The 14,078-nt window shown below is 65.4% G+C and carries 10 protein-coding genes; 6 read left to right on the top strand and 4 right to left on the bottom strand.

All coding sequences use genetic code 11. The features are described from left to right. Nucleotides 1–332: 332 nt before the first annotated feature. The 3 genes from NMB96_RS22920 to NMB96_RS22910 all read right to left on the bottom strand — a co-directional run bounded on the left by NMB96_RS22920 (nucleotide 333) and on the right by NMB96_RS22910 (nucleotide 7,095). Entirely contained in the window at nucleotides 333–2,480 is a 2,148-nt protein-coding gene (locus tag NMB96_RS22920) for a phosphocholine-specific phospholipase C (RefSeq protein WP_255085819.1), read from the bottom strand. Nucleotides 2,481–2,708: 228 nt separating this feature from the next. Then, entirely contained in the window at nucleotides 2,709–5,120 is a 2,412-nt protein-coding gene (locus NMB96_RS22915; RefSeq protein WP_255085818.1) for a TonB-dependent receptor domain-containing protein, read from the bottom strand. Nucleotides 5,121–5,850: 730 nt separating this feature from the next. Next, entirely contained in the window at nucleotides 5,851–7,095 is a 1,245-nt protein-coding gene (locus NMB96_RS22910; protein WP_023904826.1) for an MFS transporter, read from the bottom strand. 456 nt (nucleotides 7,096–7,551) lie between these two features. Between NMB96_RS22910 and NMB96_RS22905 the strand changes: the two genes are divergently transcribed. Both NMB96_RS22905 and NMB96_RS22900 read left to right on the top strand, forming a co-directional pair. Further along, entirely contained in the window at nucleotides 7,552–7,854 is a 303-nt protein-coding gene (locus NMB96_RS22905; RefSeq protein ID WP_023904825.1) for an FmdB family zinc ribbon protein, read from the top strand. A gap of 104 nt (nucleotides 7,855–7,958) precedes the next feature. Then, nucleotides 7,959–8,570 (top strand): hypothetical protein, encoded by a 612-nt coding sequence (locus NMB96_RS22900; protein ID WP_374728743.1) that lies wholly within the window; start codon nucleotides 7,959–7,961, stop codon nucleotides 8,568–8,570. A 208-nt stretch (nucleotides 8,571–8,778) separates the two neighbouring features. Here NMB96_RS22900 and NMB96_RS22895 read toward each other — a convergent pair whose 3' ends face one another. Next, nucleotides 8,779–9,552 carry a DUF3011 domain-containing protein gene (locus tag NMB96_RS22895; protein WP_255085817.1) on the bottom strand — a complete coding sequence of 258 codons (774 nt, stop codon included), beginning with the start codon at nucleotides 9,550–9,552 and terminating at the stop codon, nucleotides 8,779–8,781. A gap of 157 nt (nucleotides 9,553–9,709) precedes the next feature. Between NMB96_RS22895 and aspS the strand changes: the two genes are divergently transcribed. From aspS to NMB96_RS22875, 4 genes are all read left to right on the top strand, one after another. Beyond that, on the top strand, nucleotides 9,710–11,461 hold the full coding sequence (gene aspS / locus NMB96_RS22890) for an aspartate--tRNA ligase (protein ID WP_255085815.1): 1,752 nt from the start codon (nucleotides 9,710–9,712) through the stop codon (nucleotides 11,459–11,461). A gap of 420 nt (nucleotides 11,462–11,881) precedes the next feature. Beyond that, nucleotides 11,882–12,409 (top strand): GNAT family N-acetyltransferase, encoded by a 528-nt coding sequence (locus tag NMB96_RS22885; RefSeq protein ID WP_016904140.1) that lies wholly within the window; start codon nucleotides 11,882–11,884, stop codon nucleotides 12,407–12,409. 63 nt (nucleotides 12,410–12,472) lie between these two features. After that, on the top strand, nucleotides 12,473–13,150 hold the full coding sequence (locus NMB96_RS22880) for an esterase/lipase family protein (protein WP_255085813.1): 678 nt from the start codon (nucleotides 12,473–12,475) through the stop codon (nucleotides 13,148–13,150). Between the two features lie 87 nt (nucleotides 13,151–13,237). Next, nucleotides 13,238–13,966: a YebC/PmpR family DNA-binding transcriptional regulator gene (locus tag NMB96_RS22875; protein WP_255085811.1), complete on the top strand. Its 729-nt coding sequence runs from the start codon at nucleotides 13,238–13,240 to the stop codon at nucleotides 13,964–13,966. The last annotated feature ends 112 nt before the right edge of the window (nucleotides 13,967–14,078 follow it).

Raw genomic sequence — 14,078 nt, 5'->3', positions numbered from 1 at the left:
TCTCGACTGGTCCTTGCCCGCCCACCGTCGCGGGACCTTACGCGGCATGGATGCCGCGTAAGAGCCTACATGGATGTACTTGCGGCGTGTCCTGCGATGGTGGGCGGGCAAGGGCCCTGCAGCCAGGCAGCAGATCAGCCGGCCTGCAGTGGACTGGCGTAAAGTAGTTTTGTTAGCTGCTCTAAATCCTGATCAAGCGCGATGCCGATACCCAAAGTGCGCGAAAGCCTGTGGGCCGACATAAGCCGACGAGACCATGGCCGCAGTGGAGGATCTCGACATCGACGGTCTGGCCAATCCGGCCTATCCAGTCAAGCCGCAGCATCGATCACTCAAGATCCTGGCGCATGGGTCAATTCGGTCTGATACAACTGCGCCGGCCCACCCATCGCCGGATCGCTCACGCTATCGGCGCCGGTTTCGACGCGACCTGCCAGGCGTTGACGCGCACCATCCTGCTCCAGCCACAGGTCGTACCAGCCGCCGCTTGCTGCGGCCTTCCAGCTGCGTCGCTGCGTGCTGCCCGGCGCCACGGTCAGTTGCTCGCGTGGCTGCGCATTGGCATAGGCCGCTGGTTGCAACGCCACCTGCACTGCGGTGGTGCCGGGATTGTGCAGCAAGAGCGACAACGCGGTTGGATCGTCGGCATCCTGCGTGATATCGGCCAGCAGCAGCGCAGCGCTCAGATCGCCGCGATAGTGACGATGGAAGCCATTGGGGCCGAGCAACCATAGATCGTAGCGACCATCGTGGGTGGTCCAGCTGCCTTCCAACGTGGCGCCGTCGCCGAGCGTGTAGCGACGCGGAATCGCCGCCAGGTCGTAGCGGTCGTAGACGTGCAGCACGACCGCAGCACCGTTGTTGGACATGCGCAGCACCACTTCGCCGCGCTCCTGCACATAAGTCAGTTGCACAGTCGGGCGATACGGCACTGCGCGCGAACGCCGTATACCGAATGGCTGCTGCGGCGCTTGCAACGAAACAGGCAGCGGCGGCAACGTGTGCTCGCGCATCGCCGCCGCGCGCGCTGCAGTGGCGCTGACATCTGGCAATGCAGCGACGAACAGGCGCGCATCCGCGGTACTAAAATCGAATGCGGTGGTGAGATCGCCGCAGACTGCGCGCCGCCATGGCGTGATCTCCGGTGCGGGCACACCGAAGCGGCGTTCCAGCAGGCGCAATACCGAGGTGTGGTCGTACACCTGCGAATCCACCCAGCCGCCACGGCTCCAGGGCGAGATCACATACAGCGGCACGCGCGGGCCCAGTCCATAGGGGCGGCCACGCAGTTCCGGTAGATCCACTTTTTGCTCGCCGGGTGCTGGCTGACGGTGGTATTCGTCGTCGGTGGCAATGCTGGATGCACCGGCAAAGCCGGCGGCCGCACGCGGATCCGGCGACGGTGGCGCCGGCGGCGGCATGTGATCGAAAAAGCCGTCGTTCTCGTCGAACATCAACAGCAGCGCGGTGCGGCTCCAAACCTTTGGATCGGCGGTCAGTGCATCCAGCACGCGTGCGGTGTAGGCCGCACCTTGCGCAGGACTGGACGGATCCGGATGTTCGCTGCCGGCGGCATCGGCAATGATGAAACTCACCGATGGCAGTTGCCCGCCAAGCACATCGGCACGTAATTGCTCGACACCGCGCGTGCTCACGCCACGCGCGCGCAGTTGCGCATCGTGCCCCGGCGCAGCACTGAACGCCTGCCGAAACGGCGCGAAGCCTGCCAGCGGGTTGTCGGTGAAGTTGTCGTGCATGTCCTGATAGATCTGCCAGGACACACCCGCTTTCTGAAGATGTTCGACGTACGTCGTCCAGCGATACGGCTCGGCGAAACCACCCAGCTCCGGGAAGTTGTCGTGCGAGTTACCGATCACCGGCCCACCGGCGCGCGCTTGCGGGTCGTTGCCGCCGCTCCACAAAAATACGCGATTGGAGTTGGTGCCGGTCTGGATCGAGGCGTGGTACGCGTCGCAGATGGTGAAGGCATCGGCGAGCGCGTACTGAAACGGAATATCCGCGCGCCCGTAATGACCCAGCGCGTGATTGTGCTTGGCGGCGGCCCAATGCCCGAGCCGGCCGTGGTCCCAGGCGCGTTGCGCATCCACCCAGCTATGCGGGGTGCCTTGCACGCGCATGAAGCCGAACTGCGCCGCAGTATCCAGTGCAAACGGCGTCAGCCACTGGCCACCGTCTTCGCTAGGCTGCAGCCACACCGTGCGTGCAGGCGCACCTGGCAGTGGTGGAGCAGGAATCGGAAAACGATCGCCGAACCCGCGCACGCCGGGCAGCGCGCCGAAGTAATGATCGAAGGCGCGGTTTTCCTGCATCAGGATCACCACATGCTGCAGGTCTTCCAACGTGCCGCTGCGACGGTCCGGCGCGATGGCCGCAGCTCGCGCGATGCTGGGTGGCAACAGCGCGGCGGCGGCACCGGCGAGTCCGGTCTGCAACACGCGGCGGCGGGGAAGATCGATCATCGTGTCACCTGGTTGGCGCGCCAATACTTTCTGCGCTGGAGCGAGTTGAGCGTACCCAACTCGTCAGCGTGTGTGTTCTCTTGCCTGCCTGCAAAACTGCCGGTCATGTCCCTTTGCACTTGTGCAGGAGGCGATGCAGGGAGCGTATCGGGTGGCGTGCCTTTAGCCGACCCGCTCCCTGCACGTCGCAAAAACCATCACGCGCAGGTCGGCAATGCGCCGTCTACGCTAGAGATCCAGCGTCAACGTCAAACCAACCGTGCGCGGTGCGCCGATAAACGCGCTGTCGCTGCCGTCCACGCCTTCCAGATAGCGCTTGTCGGTGAGATTGCTGACGTTGAGTGCCAGTTGCAGGCCCTGCAGCTGCGACGTCAGCTGCGACAGTTCCACGCCCAGGTTCGCATCGAAGGTGGTCACCCCGTCGAGTGCGGCGCGGTTGGATGCATCCAGATAGCGCTTGCCCAGATAACGCCCGGACACACCGAAGCGCCATGCCTGTCCGCGCCAGTCGGCCGAGACCACCAGCGTGTTGCGCGGCTGGCCGATCACCTGCGCGCCTGGGGTGATTTCCAATGCGGTGTCGCGCGCGGAATCGCCGCTGCCCAGGTAATCGGCCTTGTTATAGGTGTAGGCACCGTTGATGCGCCAGCCGTTGTCCCAGCCATACCCCAGCGCTGCCTCCACACCGCGCGCATGCACGCCGCCGAAGTTTTCGTACACGCCATCGGTTTCGCCGAGATAGTCGATGCCGGTGACGAAGTTGGCCGGCACATACACGATGCGGTTATCGAAACGGATGTCGTACAGCGTCACGCTGCCGGTCAACGGCCAGCGGCTGATGCGCAGGCCGAGCTCGACGTTGTCGGCAGTTTCCGGCTGCACGCGGCTCAGCGTGACTGGGTCGGTTTCGCCGAGCACGCCGGACGGAATCGCGGCGAAATTTTGCGAGTAACCGGCAAACGCTTCCAACCCTTGCACCGGGGTGGTCCAGGTCAGGCCGGCCGAGAGTAGCGGGTCGGAGTGCGAATCCGATTCAACATGCTGCGCATCGCCGATGCGGCGGTCGCGGGTCTGGTCGACGAAGAACTGCTTGACGCCCACCCGCCATGCAAATGCGCCATAGCGCATCACGTCTTCCACGTAATACATCTGCTCGTCGGTCTGGTATTCGTCCTTGAACTGCACCCAGTACGGCTGATGATCGAAGCTGATATTGGTGCCCACATTGAGCAGGCGATGCCAGTCGCGGGTGACGCTACGGTCGTAACGTTCCAACCACGCACCGGCACGCACGGTGTTGTCGATGGCGCCGAGATCGTGGCGCCATTCCACATCCGCCATCGCGCCGGCACGGTGGTTGTCGTAGTGGCTGTGGCGATACGACTGCACCGGCACCGAGCCTGCGGGATAGCAGGCCGGGTTGGATTCGGCCGGTACCGCATCGCTACCGGCGCAACCGGCCAGCATCGTCGCGGCTGCGCCGCCCGGAGTGAGGTAATACAGCTTGCCCAGGTCGCTGCCGGCATACACGGTGTTGCCGCCACGTGCTTCGGATTCCGGCGCGCCCGCACCGTCGTTGGTTACGTCCACCAGATACGGCGGAATCCAGTCGCCACGGCCTTGCATGCGATGCGCGTAGCCGGTGAGCGTGGTCTTGAAGCCGTTGCCGCCATCGAAGGCGCCGCGCAGATAGCCAAACGTATTCTTGCGCAAGGCGCGCGAGCCGGAGCGGTAGTTCTGGTCCAGATACGGAATGCCGGTGAGCGTGCCGGTCAACAGATCGTGCTCGGGATCGCGTGCGAACTGCTCCGGCATCACGCTGGTGTATTCGGATTCGTCGGCATCGTCGTACGACAGATAGCCGCTGAGCGTCCACTTGTTCAAGGTGCTGACGAATTTTCCGGCCAGGTGATCGCGGCTGGTGTGGCCGCTGCCGTCGATCCAGTCGTCGTTGCGCGCGGACGAGCCGCTGACCCAGGCGCGCGTGTTGCCGCCGAGCACGCCGGTGTCGTAGCGCGCGTAATACTTGCGCCCCTGGTTGTCGCCGATGCCGCCGATCACGCGCACGCGCTGTGTTTCCAGCGGCTCGCCGGTGAGGTAATTCAAGGTGCCGCCCAGCGCTTCGTTGGAGCGCGAGGCGATGTCGGCGGTGCCCTGGCTGACTTCCACCGTTTCCAGATCCGGCATGTCGATGAAACGGTTGGCCTTGGAGCCGCCGCCATACGCCGAGCCGCCGTTGGGCACACCATCGATCGTGGTGCCGATCTGCTGCGTATCGCGATTACTGACGAAGCCGCGCATGCTGATCTGCGTGCCCCAGTCCGACGAACCGAACGCATCGGCTTCGGTCACCACCACGCCGGGCAGTTCGTTGAGCGCATCGTTGACGCTACCGAGCACGAACTGGCGGTCCAGCATTTCCTTGCTGACGGTGGTCTTGGAATAGGTCATCGCCTGGCCCACCACCTGCACCTGATCCAGCGTGGACACCTGTTCGCCAGCGTTGGTCGGTTCGGCCGCGGCGGGGCCGGACGTTGCGCCATCCGGGACCTGCTGTGCGTAGGCGGGCAGGGTGAGCGGAACCAGCAGCAGCGCGAGCGTGGCCGGATGGCGCATGCGCGATGAAGACGTCGAATCCATTGCAATCCAACAAGCAGGGAGGGAGTCTGCAAAGACTCCCGCACTTGCGTTGCGTGATGATGACCGCGCTACAGGTGAGGCCGCGATCACGGGTAGATGGGTAAAACCTCACCGCCAGGACGACGACGATCTGGCGGTGTTTGGATATTCCAGGTCAGGTTGGTTTCAAAACACCCCGAATGTCGTGCGGCAGCGTGGTCTATTCACTCCAAGACGATAAATTTGGAATCGTTGCGCCGTTGTAGATGCAGTCAAGGGCTTAGATCAAAGGCATGGCTAGTCGAGTGCGCGGTGCCCTCACCGCTTGCGGGACACGCCGTGAATCCGTCCCTGGAGGCTCGGTGGCGGCATCCATGCCGCCACACGGTCCCGCAATCGGCGAGGACACCGCTCCAGAGAGTTAGTCGGTAGCTGGTTAAAAAGGCTGGCCTTCTCGCGAGTTGCCTTGGCTTGCCAATGCTGATCGCATAACTGCATGTGAGCTGGCGAGCTAGAAGCACGCGATGCACTGCTTGCACCGTGCACACCGACACTCTCGACTGGCCCTTGCGCGCCCACCGTCGCGGGACCTTACGCGGCATGGATGCCGCGTAAGAGCCTACATGGATGTACTTGCGGCGTGTCCTGCGATGGTGGGCGCGCAAGGGCCCTGCAGCCAAGCCGCAGATCAGCCCCCGCAGCAAATTCCCTGATCATCCGCTCTGCAATAGACCAAGGCGTATTAGTTCTGTCAGCCATTTTGGGTGCGTGGCGCCGCTTCGGTCTGCTGCGTTTCCGGCATCAATTCCAGCGCCGATGGCGTCGTACGCAGCATGGGGCGGAAGGAGATCGGATGGGTGCGGCGGCGCGTGAAGCGCAGCAAGCGCGCCAGCGTGAAGCCGGCCAGTGCCAGCAGCATCACAGCAAAGTACACCGGCAGTGCCGCAGGGCCGAATTTCTGCATTGCGCCGCCGGCCAATGCCGGGCCGATCGCCGCGCCCACGCCATGCACCAGCAACAAACTGCTGCAGCCGGAGAGCAGATCTTCGCGCGGCAGATAATCGAGCATGTGCGCCACCGCGAACGGATACAGCGAGAACGCCAAGCCGCCATACACGAAGAACAGCACGAACAACATGCTGGTCTGCGCCTGCACCATCGGCACGGCGGCGGCTATCGCAATGCCGGCCGCCATTACGCTCACCGTGACCAGCCCGATGCGCCGGTCATGGCCATCGCTGATGCGCCCGATCGGCCACTGCAACACCGCGCCGCCGATGATGGCGGTGAGCATGAACATCGCCACGCCATTGGCATCCAGCCCGATGCGGTTGGCGTACACCGGCAACAAGCCCCAGAACGCGCCCATTGCCAAACCTGACAACCCCGCGCCGATGGTCGCCACCGGCGCCAACGCGTACAAGGTTTTGAGGCGCAAACGCGACACGTGCGGCACCTCAGGCGGAATCAGTCGCGTGGTCATCACCGGCATGACCGCCGCGCAAATCAGGATCGCTGTCAGCGTGAACATCGCCGGCGCACTTGCATCGCCGGCCGTAAGCAGGATCTGGCCCAACGCCAACGCGGACAGATTGATCGCCATGTACACCGAAAACACCCGGCTGCGTCGGCGCGCATCCGGCTCGGCGTTGAGCCAACTTTCGATCACCGTGTACAGGCCGACCAAGGCCGCGCCGGTGACCAATCGCAGCAATCCCCAGCCCCAGGCGTTCAACCAGATCGGATGCAGCAGCACCGCAATGGCGGCCAATGCCGCATAAAAAGCAAACGCACGGATATGCCCGATGCGACGAATCAGTGGCGGCGCGAAGAAGGTGCCGAGAAAGAAGCCGGCAAAATACCCGGACATGATCAGGCCCAGCGCACGCGCATCGAAGCCGGCCTGACCACCGCGCACGGCAAGCAAGGTGCCGAGCAGCCCGCTGCCGGTCAGCAACAGGGCCACGCCCAGCAATAAGGCGGTCAGTCGCAACATGGATGCGGCTCTTGTGGGGGAAAAGGCGCGTCGATCACGTGTTCGAGTGTAGCAGGCCGCTGTGTGGCGGCTTGATCGAAACGTGTGTGGCAGGCTGATTCAAGTGGCTCCTCTGCGACTCCCGACAGTCGCTGGTAGTCGTCAAGTCGGCGCAACGTACCGGTTGTCTGCGCGCTGCAGGACGAACGCTGTCTTCCGCGCAATCTCGCTGGCCTGACAACGACTCGTCTTGTTTGCTCGAGACGTCGGCATGCGCAGTTGGCGTTTGCATCTGCAGGCGGCAACCGCGGCGTTGAACGTGCGCCATCAGCGGGCAGGCGCGACGAAGCGACGATTGATCGATGCCTGTCGCCCGCAACAAGCTCCTGCGCGCCAGCGCCCAGACAGCCCCCTGCACCTGCTTGCCCGCATACGACTAGAATCTGCGCCCCTGCATCATCATCAGCTGATCCTGCCATGCCCATCTACGGTTTCCAGTGCACCACCTGCGGTCACGCCTTCGACCGCCTGCAGAAGATGGCCGACCCCGATCCGCAGACCTGCCCGGCCTGCGCGGCGGCCACGATCAAGCGCCAGATCACCGCGCCCTCGTTCCGCCTGTCCGGTAGCGGCTGGTACGAAACCGACTTCAAGTCGGCGGGCGAGAAGAAGAAAAACCTCACCGAGAGCAGCAGCGGTGGCGAAGCCAAGCCGGCCGCAGCCGCCGAGAGCAAACCCGCCGCCAAGCCTGCGTCCAAGCCAGCATCCGATCGGGCATGATCCACGGCCGCACGCGCAGGCCGGAGAGCGGCATGAAGCTTGGCGCAGTGATCAAGCAGCCTGCTCGCCTTGTTTCGTTGACCGCTCCTGGGCTGACGTTGCTGATGCTGGTTGCCGCCGTGAGCGGATGCGCCATTTCTTCCACGTCCAAGTCCACGTCTGCGACTTCACCTGCACCGATAAGAGCCGAGCCGACCGCCCGCTTCCTGGCTGCGCTCGCCGTGCACTGCGGCCAGGCCTTCGCCGGCCGCGTGCTGATCGACACACCCGCATCCACCGCCCCGAGCGCCTTTGCCGGCAAGCCACTGGTGATGCATGTGCGCGGCTGCGACGACCCTGCGCATGAGTTGCGCGTGCCGTTCCATGTGGGCGACGACCACTCGCGCACCTGGGTACTGACGCGCACTGCCACCGGCCTGCGCCTCAAGCACGATCATCGCCATGCCGACGGCAGCGCGGACGCACTGACCCAATACGGCGGCGCTACCATCGATGCAGGCAGCGCGAACCGGCAGGAATTCCCGGTCGATGCCGAATCCATCGCGCTATTCAAACGCCTTGGCTCGACCGCTTCGCTGAGTAACGCCTGGGCGATGGAAATCCAGCCCGGCCGCAGCGTTGTCTACGAACTGAGTCGCCCAGGCGGGCGGCTGTTCCGGGTCGAATTCGATCTCACCCAGCCGGTTGCTTTGCCGCCCGCGCCGTGGGGAAGTTGAGCCGGTCGATTGGCCGGGCAGTCGGCATCGTCTGCGGTCCCAGGACGCGCGTCTCTCCAGCCGGAGAACTGACTAGACAGACTCGCGTTAGCGCAAGCTCCCGCGGGAACGCGTGGCATCCGCCAATGCGATTGATGACAGGTGGAGCGCGCAGGCGGATCCGGATCCAGGACCGGCCCGCGCACGCATTGCTTCAACGCGCGATCCCTCAACGCGCCTCAAACCGCGCCCGGCAACCGTCATTCACCCATACCGTCGCGCGGCGCTCGTCGTAGCCCCAGCTGCGGCCCTCTTCGCAGCGGGTGTCGGACAACTGGCGGGTCAGCACCGGACGGCCGTAGCGGCCATCCCAGGCGCAGGTGCGCAGGCGGCGGTCGTCGCTGGCGCAGCTGATGGCGTAATCGTTACGCGGGCGGTCGTCGCGGCCGCCGTAACCGCCATCGCCACGGTCCCAACCGCCACCGCGCGCTTGCGCAAATTCGCCCCGGCAGCCGTCGTCCACCCAGATCCGGCCACCGTCCTGGCGCCAGTTGCGGCCTTCCACGCAGGGCGTGTTGGAAAGCTGGCGCACCAGCATGGCGCGGCGCCAGCCGGTGTCGCAGATCTTCTGGCGCTGGTCGTTGCTCTCGCAGCGCACCGTGCCGGCGACCCCGCCAGCGCCGCCGTTGTTGCCGCCCCAGCCGCCGCCACTGCCGTTGCGGCCATCCACAAAGCGTGCGCGGCAGCCGTTGTCCACCCACACGCGTCCGCGGTCGCTGCCCCAGTTGCGGCCTTCGATGCAGCGCGTGCCGGAGATGTTTTCGACCAGCACCGCGCGGCCGCGGAACGGCGTATCGCACTCGCGGCGGCGGTTGTCGTTGCTTGAGCAGGTGATGCTGGGGCCGTTCCAGCCGCGGTCCTGCGCCGCAGCAGGGGCACTGGTGAGCAGGCCGGTCAGGGAGATCAGGCCGAAGCCGGAGAGCAGCAGGGCAGTGCGCAGCATCGTGTCGTCCTTGGTGCGGGAGGGGCGTTGCGCCTATTCAGCCGGGCGGCGACTTAAGCGACCATGAGCGCCCGCGCATTTGCTCCTGTCGCCCGCCGGCCCCAGAATATCCGGCTCTCCGGCGCTGTCCTGTGTCGGGTTTTCAGCGGAGCTTTCGATGCGTACCCACTTCTGCGGCCTGGTCGACGAGACCATGATCGGCCAAACCGTCACTCTCGCCGGCTGGACCGACGTGGCCCGCAACCTGGGCGGCGTGTGCTTCATCGACCTGCGCGACCACGAAGGCATCGTGCAGGTGACGGTGGAACCGGAGAACGCCGAGGTGTTCCCGGTCGCCGCCAGCCTCGGCTACGAGGACGTGCTGCAGGTCGAAGGCGTGGTGCGCGCGCGGCATGCGGTCAACGACAAGCTGCGCAGCGGCAAGGTCGAAGTGATCGCCACCCGCATCACCATCCTCAACAAGGCCGCGCCGCTGCCGTTCCATGCGCATGAGAACCCGGGCGAAGAAACCCGCCTGAAGTACCGCTATTTGGACCTGCGCCGTCCGGAAATGCAGCGCATGCAGCGCACCCGCATCAAGCTGGTGCAGGCGCTGCGCCGGCATCTGGACGCGCGCGATTTCCAGGACATCGAGACCCCGATTCTGACCAAGGCCACCCCGGAAGGCGCACGCGACTTTCTGGTGCCGGCGCGGATGCATCCGGGCGAGTTCTATGCGTTGCCGCAGAGCCCGCAGCTGTTCAAGCAGATCCTGATGGTGGCCGGCTTCGACCGTTACTACCAGATCGCGCGCTGCTTCCGCGACGAAGCGCTGCGCGCCGATCGCCAGCTGGAATTCACCCAGCTCGACATGGAATTCGCCTTCGTGCGCGAGCGCGACGTGCAGGATTTTGTCGAAGACATGATCCGCGCCATCTTCAAGGAAGTGGTGGATGTCGAGCTGGCCGCGCAGTTCCCGCGCATGACCTGGGCCGAGGCGATGCGTCGCTACGGCTCGGACAAGCCGGACCTGCGCATCGCGCTGGAATTGGTCGACGTGGCCGAGCTGGTCAAGTCCAGTGAATTCCCGGTGTTCACCGCCGCCGCCAACGATGCCGACGGCCGCGTGGCCGCGCTGCGTATCCCCGGCGGTGCCGCGCTGTCGCGCAAGCAGATCGACGAGTACGCCGCGCACGCCGCCAAATACGGCGCCAAGGGCCTGGCCTACATCAAGCTGTCGGAGACCGGCGAAGTCAGCTCGCCGATCGCCAAGTTCTTCAGCGAAGAGGCCTTCGCCGCGCTGCTCGCGCACGTCGGTGCCGGCAACGGCGACATCGTGTTCTTCGGTGCTGGCGGCTACAACACCGTGTCCGATTTCATGGGTGCATTGCGCCTGAAGGCCGGCAAGGATTTCAAGCTGGTCGCCGACACCTGGGCACCGCTGTGGGTCACCGACTTCCCGATGTTCGAATGGGACGAGGAGGCGCAGCGCTACGTCGCCCTGCATCACCCCTTCACCGCGCCGGCGGTGGACGATATCGCCGACCTGCGCGCCAACGCCCGCACGGCGGTGTCGCGCGGTTACGACATGGTGCTCAACGGTAACGAAATCGGCGGCGGCTCGATCCGTATCCATCGCCCCGACATGCAGAGCGCGGTGTTCGAGCTGCTCGGCATCGGCGCCGAGGAAGCGCGTGCCAAGTTCGGCTTCCTGCTGGATGCGCTGAACTACGGCGCACCGCCGCACGGCGGCATCGCCTTCGGCATCGACCGCATCGCTGCATTGATGGCCGGCACCGAATCGATCCGTGACGTCATCCCGTTCCCCAAGACCACTGGCGCGCAGGATCTGATGACCGACGCCCCGTCGCCGATTCCGGCCGAGCAGCTGGCCGAAGTGCACGTGCAGGTGCGGCCGAAGCAGGTCTGACCTGCGCTAGCAGATGGCCATGCCGTGTGCGTGGTCATCTGTACGAGGAGCCCAGCGCAGCCAGCGCTGCGCACTTTGGTGGAACCTTTAGCGCCAGTGCTGGGTGTTGCGCACGGGGCACCGCCGCCGATCACCGGCGGTAGTGCGTCCTGCAGGTCCGTCCCAAGCGCGCCTGAGCTCCGCAAGTAGATAGCCATCCCTCGCAGTGTTTATCTTTCCTGCGCGGTGCCATGCGGAGCCGGTCGTGCGCGCTTGGTGAACCCGTCAGCGCCCATGCCGAATCCTGCACACGCGGAATCCACGCATCGCAGATGCATTCCCGATTCCCGATTCCCCCAATCCCCAATCCCCAATCCCCGCTTGCGGTAGCGCATCTGCATGCGAGAAGCTGCCACGTCCACCTGGCACGAGAGGCCCCGCATGACCCGCATCCGCCGCGCCACACCGGACGATGCCGAAGCGTTATCGCTGCTGGCCGCACAGACCTTTACCGAAACCTTCGGGCATCTGTATCCGGAAGAAGACCTGCGCGGTTTTCTCGAAGAGACCTATGCGGTCGAGCGCGCGCGCATCGTGCTGGCGCATCCGGACTATGCGATCTGGCTGCTGGAGATGGACAACCTGCTGGTCGGCCACGCCGCCGCCGGCCCGTGCGGGCTGCCGCATGAAGACGTGCGCCCCGGCGATGGGGAGCTCAAGCGGCTGTATCTGCTGAAGGACTACCAGAACAGCGGCTGGGGCAGCCGGCTGTTCGAAACCACACTGGAATGGCTGGAACGCAACGGCCCACGCACGCTGTGGATCGGCGTGTGGTCGGAAAATTTCGGCGCGCAACGCTTCTACGCCCGCTACGGATTCGAAAAAGTCGGCGAGTACGATTTCCCGGTCGGCAAGATTGTCGATCGCGAGCACATCCTGCGCCGCAAGCCGATCGTCGCGGCCGACTGAGCGCATGCAGGCGCCGTCCGCAGCAGCCCGGCGATCGCGCGCCACGTCCTGGAAACCGCACTGATGCCCAGCAGCTCCTCGGCATTTCCAGCTGCATCCAGACGCACCGCGCGCACGGCACCGACCACCGCCACCGCCGACGTACTGCTGGTGCATGGCATCTGGAATACCGCGCACTGGCTGCTGCCGCTCGCGCGTCGATTGCGTGCAGAGGGCCTGGCGCCTGCGCTGTTCGGTTACGCCAGCGTGCTTGGCGGCCCCGCGCATGCGGTACCGCAGCTGATCGAACGCCTGCAGACGACCGGCGCGCAACTGCTGGTCTGTCACAGCCTGGGCGGGCTGATGGCGTTGCAGGCTCTGCGCGCAGCGCCCGAGCTGCCGGTGCGCCGTGTGGTCTGCCTGGGCTCGCCGTTGTGCGGCAGCGCCGCCGCGCGCGGCCTGGCCCAACGTGGCGGGCGATGGGCGTTGGGGCGTAGCGCGGGCTTGCTGCAGCAGGGTTTCGTGCAATGGGAGGGCGAGGCCGAGATCGGTCAGGTCGCCGGCAATGTGGCGCGCGGGGTCGGACGCTGGCTGGCGCCGCTGGACGGCGGCTCGGACGGCACCGTGGCGCTGGCCGAAACCCGCCTGCCCGGGCTGCGCGACCATTGCGTGGTGCCGGCCAGCCATAGCGGCCTGTTGCGCTCACCCGAGGCCGCGCAGCAGGCGCTGAGCTTCCTGCGGACCGGCCGATTTCGCCACTGAGTCCGCCACTGAACGCTGCCGCCCCGGTGCGGGCGAGCAATCAGGTAAAATCCGCGCCCTGTCATCCAAGCCAGTCTGGAACCACCCATGGGTAGAGGCCCCTCGATCGAAGGCCGCAAGAACGCCTCCGACGCCAAACGCGGCAAGATGTTCACCAAGATCATTCGCGAGATCAGCGTGGCTGCACGCGGCGGCGGCGGTGATCCGGCCAACAACCCGCGCCTGCGCGTGGCGGTGGACAAGGGCTTGTCGTCGAACATGTCCAAGGACGTGATCGAACGCGCCATCAAAAAAGCCACCGGCGAGCTGGAAGGCGTGGAATACGAAGAAGTGCGCTACGAGGGCTATGCCCCCGGCGGCGTGGCGGTGATCGTGGACTGCCTCACCGACAACCGCGTGCGCGCGGTGGCCGACGTGCGGCATGCCTTCAGTAAGTGCGGCGGCAACATGGGCACCGACGGCTCGGTGGCCTTCATGTTCAAGCGCCTGGGCGTGCTCAGCTTTGCCGCCGGCATCGACGAAGACACGCTCACCGACGCGGCCATCGAAGCCGGCGCCGACGACGTGGTGGTGTACCCGGAAGACGGCGCCATCGATGTACTGACCGCGCCGGACGCCTTCGCCCAGGTCAAGCAGGCGCTCGCCGCCGCCGGCCTGGAACCGGTGCATGCGGAAATCACCTTCCGCGCCGAAAACGACATCGCCGTCGACGGCGACACCGCTCTACAGGTCCGCAAGCTGCTCGACATGCTCGAAGACCTGGACGACGTGCAGGACGTGTATTCGAACGTCGATCAAGCGGCGCTAGGCGCGTAAGCGCCAGGAATCGGGAATGGAGAATCGGGAATTGAAAAAGCTGCATCTGGCACCGCCCAGTATCTCCGGGCATGCCAGCAGGCCGCTCTACCCATTCCCGATTCCCAACTCC

The organism is Xanthomonas hortorum, assembly GCF_024339125.1.
Taxonomy (GTDB): Bacteria; Pseudomonadota; Gammaproteobacteria; order Xanthomonadales; family Xanthomonadaceae; genus Xanthomonas; species Xanthomonas hortorum.
The sequence above is the reverse complement of the archived record's forward strand: the minus strand, read 5'-3'. Positions and strand labels throughout refer to the sequence as shown.